11 protein-coding genes are annotated in these 12,128 nt (G+C 39.1%); all 11 read left to right on the forward strand.

The annotated features are described in order from the left end of the window. Positions 1-223 precede the first annotated feature (223 nt). The 11 genes from CC204_RS14290 to CC204_RS14340 all read left to right on the forward strand — a co-directional run bounded on the left by CC204_RS14290 (position 224) and on the right by CC204_RS14340 (position 11,983). Positions 224-502, forward strand: coding sequence for a TIGR04197 family type VII secretion effector (locus CC204_RS14290; protein ID WP_157894304.1), 279 nt, complete (start codon positions 224-226; stop codon positions 500-502). A 4-nt stretch (positions 503-506) separates the two neighbouring features. Beyond that, entirely contained in the window at positions 507-869 is a 363-nt protein-coding gene (locus CC204_RS14295) for a DUF3958 family protein (protein ID WP_088270783.1), read from the forward strand. Next, entirely contained in the window at positions 859-2,322 is a 1,464-nt protein-coding gene (locus CC204_RS14300) for an EndoU domain-containing protein (protein ID WP_088270784.1), read from the forward strand. The genes CC204_RS14295 and CC204_RS14300 overlap by 11 nt, the downstream gene beginning before the upstream one ends. A gap of 20 nt (positions 2,323-2,342) precedes the next feature. Continuing rightward, positions 2,343-2,732 (forward strand): hypothetical protein, encoded by a 390-nt coding sequence (locus CC204_RS14305; protein WP_088270785.1) that lies wholly within the window; start codon positions 2,343-2,345, stop codon positions 2,730-2,732. Positions 2,733-3,247: 515 nt separating this feature from the next. Beyond that, complete coding sequence (locus CC204_RS14310) at positions 3,248-3,616, forward strand: YlbF/YmcA family competence regulator (protein ID WP_088270786.1); 369 nt, start codon at positions 3,248-3,250, stop codon at positions 3,614-3,616. A 2-nt stretch (positions 3,617-3,618) separates the two neighbouring features. After that, a complete protein-coding gene (mutS, locus tag CC204_RS14315; RefSeq protein WP_088270787.1) occupies positions 3,619-6,186 on the forward strand; it encodes a DNA mismatch repair protein MutS in 2,568 nt (855 codons plus the stop codon). A 30-nt stretch (positions 6,187-6,216) separates the two neighbouring features. Next, positions 6,217-8,262 (forward strand): DNA mismatch repair endonuclease MutL, encoded by a 2,046-nt coding sequence (gene mutL / locus CC204_RS14320; RefSeq protein WP_088270788.1) that lies wholly within the window; start codon positions 6,217-6,219, stop codon positions 8,260-8,262. Between the two features lie 22 nt (positions 8,263-8,284). Then, a complete protein-coding gene (locus CC204_RS14325) occupies positions 8,285-8,839 on the forward strand; it encodes a Maf family protein (protein ID WP_088270789.1) in 555 nt (184 codons plus the stop codon). Between the two features lie 32 nt (positions 8,840-8,871). After that, positions 8,872-9,369 (forward strand): acyl-CoA thioesterase, encoded by a 498-nt coding sequence (locus CC204_RS14330; RefSeq protein WP_088270790.1) that lies wholly within the window; start codon positions 8,872-8,874, stop codon positions 9,367-9,369. A 95-nt stretch (positions 9,370-9,464) separates the two neighbouring features. Then, positions 9,465-9,902 carry a peptide-methionine (R)-S-oxide reductase MsrB gene (gene msrB, locus CC204_RS14335; RefSeq protein ID WP_088270791.1) on the forward strand — a complete coding sequence of 146 codons (438 nt, stop codon included), beginning with the start codon at positions 9,465-9,467 and terminating at the stop codon, positions 9,900-9,902. A gap of 407 nt (positions 9,903-10,309) precedes the next feature. Further along, positions 10,310-11,983 (forward strand): peptide ABC transporter substrate-binding protein, encoded by a 1,674-nt coding sequence (locus tag CC204_RS14340; RefSeq protein WP_088270792.1) that lies wholly within the window; start codon positions 10,310-10,312, stop codon positions 11,981-11,983. Positions 11,984-12,128: the final 145 nt, after the last annotated feature.

Raw genomic sequence — 12,128 nt, forward strand, 5'->3', positions numbered from 1 at the left:
CTATTTCATACATAGATTGTCAATGATATGACTAAGAGAAACAAAGTAATCAACAAACATGCTAAAAATATGAATATCATTAAGCATGATTAAAATGGTTATAAGAATGAAATAAGTATCAAAAATAGTTATCTATCACGAGATTTATGAAAAAATCCAAACAATTCTTATGGTAATCTATAATTATCATAATGATAATTAAATGAGGAAGTGGGTTGATTTGATGGAACCAATTAGTAGCAATAGTGCAGTTGCTGGAGAACTCGCAAGAGGGATTTTTTCTGCGATGGATGACCTTAACAGCCAGCAATCCATCGTTACAGATGAGCAATCAACGATTTCAGGAAATACGGCAGCCAAAAATGCGATAAAAGAGTTGCAGTCTATGGTACAGACGATCAGCGCATCCATTGCAACAGATGCCAATAATATAAAGAGCGTAGCAACGGAATTTGATGAGGCGGATGCAACGATTCGTAAAATGATGCGTGGGTTGAGGTGAATGTATGAACGAAAACCAGTCAAGATGGGATGATTTATTAGTAGAGGAACGGAAAATCGACCATGAGCTAGACGAAATGATCCAAGTCCAACGGGATACACAAAGGATCGAAGAAAATTACCATGAACTTTTCTTTCAAGGCAATCAGCTGATGGATCGTTTGGATCATTTTATTGGAGAAGATAGAGATGAAATAGAAGAGCTGCAGTGGCAAAGTAAGCAGAAACAGCAAGGGATCTTGTATCATTTAGAGGATCAAAAAGAGCAATTACATAAAGAACAGAGAAAAATGGAAGATCGTCAAGATGAGCTATATTACGAAAAAAAGAGAGTACTAGTAGACAAGGAGGACAGCGATGAGTATTGATATGTACTTAGGTTCTTCTAAAGCACAAGGAAGCAGTGCCAGCGCGTTAAGCGAAAGCTATCAGGCCGGATTTCAGACATTACAAGCGGCTATTGGTCAGTTTACACAAGATACCCTGTTGAGAAGCCAAGCCTACGATTCAGGTAAATCCTATTTTCAAGGTGTCTATATTCCACTGATTCAAGGAGCGATCCTTGTAGCGGAAGCAACGGGAAAAGCAGTCGGAAAATTACCCAATGACTATGTATCACAAGTAGATAGCTGTGATTTGAGATCCTCTGAACTGGAAGCTGAGATCCAGCGATATGAAACACAGATCCAAGGAATGCAAAATCAAATGGATCAAATAAAACAATTACTGCCAGTTTCTAGCGAACGTGTGCAGCATCTTAGAGAAGCAAGGGGACTGGTCTCAGATTATACAAGTGCAAAACGAAAGCTGGAAAAACAATTACAAAAACTCCTAGCTTTCCATGCCTTTTCTTCTACACTTTTTACAGAAGTCACAAGCTTACAAGCTGCCGTCAATCAAGGGTTAGCCCAAGTTTCAGGAGGCAAAGGCTTCGATCCAAAGACCGGCATGTTTTCTCCAAAGAACTTGAAAGATACCCGTTGGATGATTACAATAGGAAATGCATGGGAGAAACGCGAGAAAGAAATCGCTGAGATCAATCGAAAAGCTAGAGTAGAAAGAGAAATGGCTGCATTGCAAGAAGCAGCGAAAATAGCTGGTGCTGATATAGCCGTGAATTCTTTCATGATGAATGTTGGTTTAATGAATATGGGACCTTCGATTTATGGGAATTTGAAAGATTATGGTTCACAGAAGGCGTTGACAGCCTCGTTGAGACCGACTGGAACGATGAGTAGAAGTAATACGAAAGTTAGTGGAACGAACGGTGTATTATCGGGTAGTAAAAATGGAAAAAATTATGTATTAGATAGAAGTAAAAGTACAGGAAATGGAACATACAAGAAAGGCAATAGCAGTAGAGGTAATAATTTCAAATTTGGAAGTAATTCAAAGAATCATTTGAAAAATGTAGAGGCGGTCAATACTAAAAAAGGTGTTGTCGGTGGTCATAATATGGATGATTTCAACAATGCACTTAAAGATCAAGGGTTTAATCCAGAAGATTTGATTGTTTCAAAAAAACCACACCCAACTATTGATGGTATTTATGCAGTTGAATACAAAATACCTAGAAAAGATACGACTGGTAATATTGCTGAGCCAGTATCTTATAAAAATATTGAAAAACCAAAAACAGTTTATGACCCAACAAAAATTAGTGACAATCAAATGTATGAATGGGGAAGAACTGCTATGAATAACGGGAGAATCCAACCAGATGGTCGAACAATTATTGGAACTTCTCCAAATGGTGTAAAGTTTATAGGCTATTTAAATGATACAGGAGAAGTAACTAACTTTTTCCCTGTATTTAACTAGAATGATTGGATTGTGATGTTATGGAAAATGAACTTCAAATTTTAAATGATAAGAAAAGCGTAGACCAACTTATGTTAACCTATTTTTCAATAGTATGTGGAAAAGATTTAAAGAAAGCTTTATCTGCTTTTAAAGAAAAAAAGGGATATGGAATAGAGATAGTTTTTGTTTCTTTTAAAAATGATTTAGATGACTATGATATGGCTCAATTACCTAAACCACTAGATGATAAACATGTTTTAGTTGAATTAGGTTCTCCAGCTGTCGAGATAGACCAAATAGCGTATTTAGATTTTAAAACTTTTTATAACTATTTAGAAAAAAATACAAAAATTGAGATAGAAAAAAATTCAGAAGAAGGTGAATTAATAGAGCTATTAAAACAAGTCAAGAGCAGTTTGGAAGTATAATTTTTATAAATTGAAAAAGGCAATTTACTTTATTGATTGGTGTCGAGAAAATAGAGCCTTAACAGGTAATCGTAAACTCACTAATTAAGTTTTTGATAGTAACAAAAAGCTAACTATGCTTATTGCTTATGGATTAAAAAAACTTTACTAGTCTTTTTGAATTTTATTAAGTGTACGCCATTCAAGCTATAAGAAGGTGAATTTGTTGGAACGATATTGGTGGGAAAAGGCCACTAATATCGTTCTTTTTTACAGAATCAGTGAGTGAACAACAACTGATACCGTTTTGTGTATACATTTTGGATAGATTGGGAAAAATACTTCGAATAAGTATTCATTAATCAAAGAAATTAACGACTACGTTATTGACAGTATAAAAGAGAAGTTGAGTGATGCTCAAAATCAGGACACTCCGCTTTTTTCTCTCCACAAACTGTAGATTCTGCCTGAATTATGTTAAAATAAATAGACTTGTTTTAGAATAAAATCCTACTCAAGAATAAAGGTGTGAAATCATGGAGCCATCCATTACAGATAAAAAAATCAACGAAGAATTAATGAAACTACTCGCTTTGATCGGTGAAGATGAACTGATTGAACGTTATAAGAAAATAGAAGAAAAAGTCCAAAATAATGAAAAACTGACAGAGCTGGTCGAACAGATCAAAGCGGCTCAAAAAGATGCTGTCCAGTTTGCCCACTATGACAAACCAGAGGCGGAAAAAGCTGCTATTCAAAGAGCCGATGAGCTGACGAAAGAATTTGATGAACATCCATTGGTAGTGGCATATCGTGAGCAACTGATGGAAGCCAATGACTTATTACAGCATGTCACTGACATGATCCAATATAGAATCAATGAAGAACTAGAGAAAGAAGGGTAACAATGCCGCAAAAGACCAAAAATACGCCAATGATGGAACAATACTTAGCAATCAAAGACCAGTATCAGGATGCATTTCTTTTTTATCGCTTAGGTGATTTTTACGAAATGTTTTATGAAGATGCGATCAATGCATCCCAACTATTAGAATTAACGCTGACTAGCCGTAATCGCAATGCAGATGAGCCGATCCCCATGTGCGGCATCCCTCATCATGCAGCGCAAGGCTATATTGATACGTTGATCGAAAAAGGCTACAAAGTTGCTATCTGTGAACAGGTTGAAGATCCGAAAACGACCAAAGGAATGGTCAAACGGGAAGTGGTTCAGCTGATTACGCCGGGAACGGTCATGAACAGTAAAGGCTTAGAAGCAAAAGACAACAACTACTTGACTGCTGTAGTCGAGGCCGCTGGACACTTTGGTTTAGCCTATGTCGATCTAAGTACAGGGGAATTAAAAACAGCCGTCTTAAGTGATGAAGACGGACTGATCAATGAAGCGTCTGCTCTACAAACGAAAGAAATGGTTCTAGGGAGTCCTTTATCAGAAACGTTACAGGAAACACTAAAAAGCCGATTGAATATCATTTTTTCGGAGCAAAAAGAAGCGGAAGAAAATGCCGAATTCAACTTTCTAACAAGTGAGCTGACAGAACCTTTACAAGTCGAAGTCACAGGGAAATTATTGACTTATCTAACCACAACGCAAAAACGCAGCTTAGCGCACATCCAAAAAGCGGTGGAATATCAGCCAGACCATTTCCTAAAAATGGATCATTATTCAAAATTCAATTTAGAATTAACACAATCGATCCGCACTGGTTTGAAAAAAGGCACACTTTTATGGCTATTAGACGAAACAAAAACGGCAATGGGCGGCCGTTTATTGAAGCAATGGCTGGATCGTCCGTTGATTCAGGAAAAGCAAATCCGAACCAGACAGGAAATGGTTCAATCCCTATTGAATGCTTATTTTGAGCGGGTCGATTTACAAGCAACTTTGACCAAAGTCTATGACCTTGAACGTTTAGCTGGACGTGTTGCGTTTGGTAATGTGAATGGTCGTGATCTGATTCAGCTGAAAACGTCATTGGAGCAAGTACCGTTAGTCCGTGAGTTGATCGTCGGCATCAATCAAGGCGAATGGAACGAGTTGCTTTTAGACTTGAATCCAGCAGAAGACATCGTTGAGCTGATCGATCAAGCAATCAATGAAGAAGCGCCATTGGCAATTACAGAAGGAAATGTCATCAAAGACAATTACAATGAAAAATTAGATGAATATCGTGATGCAATGCGTCATGGCAAACAATGGCTGGCAGAATTAGAAGCAAAAGAACGTCAAGAAACAGGAATCAAAACCTTGAAGGTCGGCTTTAACCGTGTCTTCGGTTATTACATTGAAGTAACCAAGTCGAATTTAGCTAATTTAGCAGAAGGTAAGTACGAGCGCAAGCAAACATTGGCAAATGCTGAGCGTTTCATTACGCCGGAACTCAAAGAAATGGAGACTTTGATTTTAGAAGCAGAAGAAAAATCAGTCGATCTTGAATATCAGCTATTCTTAGAAGTTCGTGAAAAAGTCAAAGCCAATATCGAGCGGCTGCAAAAACTAGCGAAAACAATCAGTGCGGTGGATGTGCTGCAAGCTTTTGCCACAGTCAGCGAGCGTTACCAATATGTTCGCCCGATCTTGAAAAGCAACAGTAAAGAGCTTCATATCGTGGAAGGCCGTCACCCGGTTGTTGAAAAAGTTTTAGGACATCAAGAATATATCCCAAACAGTGTGCATATGAACAAAGAAAACATCATTCTTTTGATCACGGGACCGAATATGTCCGGTAAAAGTACCTATATGCGTCAGCTCGCACTCACAGTAGTGATGGCGCAAATCGGTTGTTTTGTTCCTGCCGAATCAGCAGAGTTGCCGATATTCGATCAAATTTTTACTAGGATCGGTGCGTCAGATGATTTGATTGCAGGACAAAGTACCTTCATGGTAGAAATGATGGAAGCCAATCAGGCACTTCGTCATGCGACACCTAATAGTTTGATTTTATTCGATGAGCTGGGACGCGGTACTGCAACGTATGACGGCATGGCTTTGGCACAAGCGATCATTGAATATATCCATAGAGAAGTCAAAGCAAAAACGCTATTCTCTACCCACTATCATGAATTGACCGTCTTGGATGAAACATTGAAAGGGCTAAAAAATATTCATGTTGGTGCTGTGGAAAAAAATGGAGAAGTTGTCTTCCTTCATAAAATGATGGACGGACCTGCTGATAAGAGCTACGGGATTCACGTAGCTAAAATTGCTGGCTTGCCAAGCGATCTTTTGGATAGAGCAGCGACCATTCTTTCGGCGCTGGAATCAGAAGAGCAGCCAGTTAAGGCTGTTGAATACAAAGATGAAATCAAGGAAGATACAGAGCAACTATCCTTATTCAAAGAAGTGTCAACTGATGAATTAAGTGTCATCGATACGTTGAAAAAAATGAATCTATTGGAAATGACACCGATGGATGCATTAAATAGACTGCACGAACTACAAAAAAGAATCTAACGAACGTAAAACCAGGAAAGGATGGGACAGATGGGGAAAATTCAAGAATTATCAGAACAACTTGCCAATCAGATCGCTGCTGGAGAAGTAGTCGAACGTCCTGCATCCGTTGTGAAAGAACTTGTCGAAAACGCGATCGATGCCGGCAGCACACAAATCGATATTTTCATTGAAGAAGCGGGCTTGAAAACGATCCAAGTGATCGACAATGGTGATGGTATTGCAAAAGAAGATATTTTAAATGCCTTTAAACGTCATGCAACGAGTAAAATCCATACAAGAGATGATCTATTCCGCATCCGTAGCTTAGGTTTCCGTGGTGAAGCGCTGCCCAGTATCGCTTCTGTTTCAGAAATTATCGTAGAAACAGCCGTCTCAGAAGAAGGTGAAGGCAGCTTTATCCAGATGAAGGGCGGCAAAGTGGAAGAGCACCGTCCAGCGGCATTGAGGAAGGGAACGAAAATCACTGTTTCTAACCTATTTTTCAACACGCCAGCACGTTTGAAATATGTGAAAACGATCCAGACTGAGCTAGCGAATGTAGGAGATATCGTCAATCGTTTAGCGCTCAGTCATCCAAATATTGCGTTTCGTTTAGTTCATGACGGTAATAAAATGATGAACACGACAGGCAATGGGGATCTAAAACAAACGATCGCAGGAATTTATGGTATTAGTACCGCTAAAAAAATGCTGAAAATCGAAGCAGAAGATTTAGATTTTAAATTGACTGGGTATGTCTCTTTACCAGAAGTGACGAGAGCGAGCCGCAATTATTTATCTACGATCATCAATGGGCGCTATATCAAGAACTTTTCTTTGAATAAGGCTGTTGTTGATGGATATGGTTCAAAATTGATGGTTGGTCGTTTTCCCATTGCTGTTTTAGAGATCGAAATGGACCCGCTATTAGTGGATGTCAATGTTCATCCAACGAAACAGGAAGTTCGTTTGAGTAAAGAAAAGGAATTGATGGCACTTATCAGTGAAGCAATTCGTGAAGTTTTGAGTCACGAACAGCTAATTCCAAATGCAGCTGACAATCTGCGCTTTAAAAAGAAAATCGAGCAGCAGCCAAAAGTAGAACAAATGGAAATTCCGCTGACAGAACAGGAAGAGACAGCTAAACCTATTCGAAAACCAGGCAGTTTAGGCTATGATCCTACGAGTGGAAATTTCTTTGTCAAAGAAACCAAGGCCGATTTTTCCACACAGCCATTACCAGAAAAGTCGACAGCTGAACTTGATAAAGAAGCGCTGATGGCTTATGCCTTTAGTTCACCGAATCAAGAGCAGTCGCCTGTTGAGGAAGCTTCTGCGGAACAGCACGAAGCAGCGATAAAAACAGAACCAACGACAGTGATTGACGAACAAATTTACGAAGAAGAACTGAGTCACCATCCAGAGTTTGATTTTTCGACCACTCGTTCTGATCGCCAGTTAGAACAGGCGTTAAACAAACTTTCAGCAGAACGTCCAAAAGAACGTTTTCCAGAGTTAGAATATTTCGGTCAAATGCATGGCACCTATCTTTTTGCTCAAAGTAAAGATGGACTATATATCATCGATCAACATGCTGCGCAAGAACGGATAAAATATGAGTATTTTAGAGAAAAAATCGGTGAAGTTTCAGATGATCTTCAAGAGCTTTTAGTACCGATCGTGATCGATTATCCGAACAATGACGCACTGAAAATCAAAGAAGCAAAAGATACTCTGGCTGAAGTGGGTATTCATTTGGAAGACTTTGGTCAAAATAGTTTTATTGTGCGTGCCCATCCAACTTGGTATCCAGCTGGTGAAGAAGAAAGCATCATTCGTGAAATGATCGATATGTTTTTAACAACAGGCAAAGTCAGCGTGAAAAAATTCCGTGAAGCAACAGCGATCATGATGAGCTGTAAACGTTCGATCAAAGCAAATCATTATTTGGATGAACAGCAAGCTAGAGTGTTGTTAAAAGATTTGGAAACATGCGAAAATCCATTTAACTGTCCTCATGGCCGACCAGTTTTGATTCATTTTACAAACTCCGATATGGAAAAAATGTTTAAACGGATTCAAGATCCGCACTAAAAAATTGAAAAAGGTGACGTAAATGGCAGTAATCCTAGCTTCGCAATCGCCCCGCAGACGGGAGTTGCTTGGGCGAATCATCTCAGATTTTGAGATTGTACCAGCAAATATCAATGAAGAGGTAAAAAGCTATTTTACCCCAATGGATTATGTTTTGGAGATGGCTACGCAAAAAGCAAAGCATATTGCTAAGAAATACCCTAACGACTTAGTGATCGGCTGCGATACCATCGTTACGATCGATAACGAAATTTTAGGAAAACCGACATCACGAGAAGACGGCTTCCGTATGTTGAAGCAACTCAGCGGACGGACACACAAAGTGTATACAAGTGTCGTTTTGATGAAAGACGATCAAGAATCTTCGGCAACTGTTCCGGCAACCGTAGAATTCTATGATTTGAACGATGAAGAGATCAATCGCTATTTAGATACTGATGAATACAAAGACAAAGCAGGCGCTTATGGGATTCAAGAACAAGGCTCTTTGTTTATAAAAAGTATTCAAGGCGATTATTATTCGATCATGGGTCTCCCCGTAGCCACGCTGTATCGGATGCTGCCTGCGTTTGATTAAGAACAAATAGAAAACGGAAAGAAGGACTATCGATGAAATGCTCAGAAACCAGAGCGGTTCAAACCCATATTATTACGTATCCGTACTTAAATTTCCATAAAACCCTATTTGGCGGTCAGCTGATGGCCTGGCTGGATGAGACGGCGGGAATTGCTGCTGTACGTGTATCAAGATCAGCAATCGTGACCGCTTCTGTCGATCATTTAGATTTCTTGGCACCCTTAAAAGCGAATCATTCTGTTTGCATCGATGCCTATGTCTCTGGTGTTGGAACGCGCTCGATGGAGATTTTTGCCAAAGTGATCGGTGAAGACTTATTTACCGGTGAACGTTATTTAGCAGGAACATGCTTTATGACGTTTGTTGTACCTAAAGGCGCTGATTTACCAGAAAGGATCGAACCTCAAACGGAAGAAGAACGTTTTATCTGCCAAGGCTATGAAACAAGAAAAGCCGTTCGACAAGCCAAGCGACAAGAAAGTATCGATCTTGCAAAAAATATTGATCTGGATATTCCGTGGAACGATTAAATACAGAAGCACTTATTTTCTAAACAGGAAATAAGTGTTTTTTTCTGAATAATGCTATCATTAGACTAACAAAACTAGTAAGGATGTGATTTGTCGTGGAAAAGCTATCTAAAGAAGAGTTGAAAGAAAAATTAACAGATATTGAATACGCGGTTACGCAAGAGAACGCAACAGAGCGTCCATTCTCAGGTAAGTATGATGATTTTTATCAAGACGGAATCTATGTAGATCTCGTTAGCGGAGAACCCCTCTTTAGCTCAACTGATAAATACGATGCAGGTTGCGGCTGGCCTTCATTTACTCATCCCATAGAAAAGCGCGGAGTCAAGGAAAAAGCCGATTTTTCACTAGGGATGCATCGAGTCGAAGTGCGCAGTAAAGAAGCAGATTCGCATTTAGGACATGTGTTCACAGACGGACCGCAAGATCAAGGAGGCCTCCGTTATTGTATCAATGCAGCAGCCTTAAGATTTGTTCCAGTAGAAAAGTTAGATGAAGAAGGATATGGAGAGTATAAATCTTTATTCGAATGATCAATAAAAAGAGGCTGGGACAGAATGAGATGCGCCCTAAAAGTTGTACGTGAAACTACAATTTTTTGGGGTCACATCAGAAGTGTTCAACTCCGAGAACCAAGTAGGTACTGTGCAACACTGTTTATCTGCGACGAGTCTTTGACGAGAAAGCATCAACTCATTCTTCGTTGTGTTTTACAGTAATAAGAAGGAGTTACTTCTGCTTCTACCATTTATTCGTTTTAAAGAGGACTAGGTCGTAACTCGTAGAGTTATGTCCCAGTCCTCTTTTTTTATCTTTTCATATCGCTTGTTATTTTATATATGACTAAAACAGTTGCTATTCTGGCTTCTTTTTAGTATTATAAGAATATTCAAAATATTAAAATTTGAAAAGAAAATTATTATTTATTAAGGAGAATAAGATGAAAAAATCGAAAATGACTAAATTAATTAGTGTTATGATGCTGTCGACACTTGTTTTAGCAGCATGTGGAGGCGGTGGGAAAACCGATTCAACAGGTAGCAGTAATGGAAATAAAAAAGCTAGTGGGGAACAGCTTTTTAGAGTAGTTGTACAACAAGAAATGCCAAGTGCTGATTTATCAGTCGCAACGAATACAATTAGTTTTTCAGCGCTAAACAATGTCTATGAAGGGCTGTATCGTTTAGATGAAAATAGTAAACCTCAGCCGGCTGGTGCAATTGAAATGGCTGAAAAAAGTGATGATGGACTGACATATAAATTCAAACTTAGAGAAGATGCTAAATGGTCTAACGGAGATCCTGTAGTGGCAGCAGATTATGTCTATGGCTGGCAACGTACGGCAGATCCTAAAACTGCAGCAGAATATGCCTACATGTTTGAACTAGTTAAAAACGGAGCAGATGTCTCTGCAGGTAAAAAAGGGCTTGATGAGCTTGGAATCAAAGCTAACGGCGATCATGAATTAGAAGTAACGTTGGAGCAAACGACTCCTTATTTTGATTACTTACTCGCTTTCCCGTCATTTTTCCCGCAAAATAAAAAAGTAGTGGAAGAACAAGGGAAAGACTACGCAACAAAGAGTGAAGCTTCTGTTTATAATGGTCCATTCACTTTGACTGACTTTGACGGTCCAGGTACAGATACAGAATGGTCATATACGAAAAATGATCAATACTGGGATAAAGACACTGTTCAATTGGATAAAATCGAAGTAAAAGTGGTTAAAGAAGCACCGACCTCTCTAAACTTATTCCAAGATGGTCAGACAGATGATGTGATTCTAAGTGGTGAACTGGCTCAACAAATGGCGGATGATCCACAATTAGTCATCCAAAAAGAAGCTCGTACTTCTTACTTGGAATTTAATCAAAGAGATGCAGATTCTCCGTATCATAATGAGAACTTAAGAAAAGCAATCTCTTACTCGATCGACCGGGATGCTGTTGTTGACCGTATCTTAGGTGATGGATCTATTGCCTCAACAGGATTAGTCCCAGAAGGCATGTCATTTTCACCAAAAGAGAATAAAGACTTCGCAGAAGAAAACAAAGGAATCTTAAAAGCGGACAAAGAACAAGCCAAAAAATATTGGGAAGCCGCGAAAAAAGAGTTGGGGATCGATTCATTCAAGTTTGATATCGTTGGAGACGACACAGATTCTACGAAAAAAATCCTTGAATATATCCAAGGTGCTGTGAAAGAAAACTTAGACGGTGTGGATGTAACTGTAACAAATGTACCATTTACGGTGCGTTTAGATCGTGGTAAAAATGGCGACTTTGAAGTGATTATGGGCGGTTGGGGCGCTGATTATGCGGACCCAAGCAGCTTTACTGATTTATTTGTAACAGGCGGCGCTTATAACAGAGGCCGTTACTCAAGCAAAGAATATGATGCATTAGTTGAAGCTTCTGGTAAGACAAATGCAGGAGATCCTGAAAAACGTTGGGATGATATGGTTCAAGCTGAAAAAATAATCCTTGATGAGATGGGTGTTGCCCCTGTTTATCAAAAAGCGGAAGCTCACCTACGAAATTCAAAAGTCAAAGGTGTCGTTGCACATGGTGCTGGCGCAACCTACGATTATAAATGGACGTATATTTCTGAATAACGACGAAACAATGAGCTTGCTTAAAGATCTTGAATCTTTAAGCAAGTTTATTTTATTTAGAGGAGTGAGGGTGCCTTTTGGCGCTACAGCTTTTCCTTAAGTTGTGTTAGAATGGAAACGTATGTGCGTGCCAAACGCAAAAAAT

The sequence above is a fragment of the Enterococcus wangshanyuanii genome, from assembly GCF_002197645.1.
GTDB lineage: Bacteria > Bacillota > Bacilli > Lactobacillales > Enterococcaceae > Enterococcus_L > Enterococcus_L wangshanyuanii.

Coding starts and splice junctions, on each gene's coding strand:
- CC204_RS14325 (WP_088270789.1), top strand. CDS start 8,285: ATGGCAGTAATCCTAGCTTCGCAATCGCCCCGCAGACGGGAGTTGCTT.
- CC204_RS14340 (WP_088270792.1), top strand. CDS start 10,310: ATGAAAAAATCGAAAATGACTAAATTAATTAGTGTTATGATGCTGTCG.
- CC204_RS14305 (WP_088270785.1), top strand. CDS start 2,343: ATGGAAAATGAACTTCAAATTTTAAATGATAAGAAAAGCGTAGACCAA.
- CC204_RS14300 (WP_088270784.1), top strand. CDS start 859: ATGAGTATTGATATGTACTTAGGTTCTTCTAAAGCACAAGGAAGCAGT.
- CC204_RS14295 (WP_088270783.1), top strand. CDS start 507: ATGAACGAAAACCAGTCAAGATGGGATGATTTATTAGTAGAGGAACGG.
- CC204_RS14310 (WP_088270786.1), top strand. CDS start 3,248: ATGGAGCCATCCATTACAGATAAAAAAATCAACGAAGAATTAATGAAA.
- mutS (WP_088270787.1), top strand. CDS start 3,619: ATGCCGCAAAAGACCAAAAATACGCCAATGATGGAACAATACTTAGCA.
- mutL (WP_088270788.1), top strand. CDS start 6,217: ATGGGGAAAATTCAAGAATTATCAGAACAACTTGCCAATCAGATCGCT.
- CC204_RS14330 (WP_088270790.1), top strand. CDS start 8,872: ATGAAATGCTCAGAAACCAGAGCGGTTCAAACCCATATTATTACGTAT.
- CC204_RS14290 (WP_157894304.1), top strand. CDS start 224: ATGGAACCAATTAGTAGCAATAGTGCAGTTGCTGGAGAACTCGCAAGA.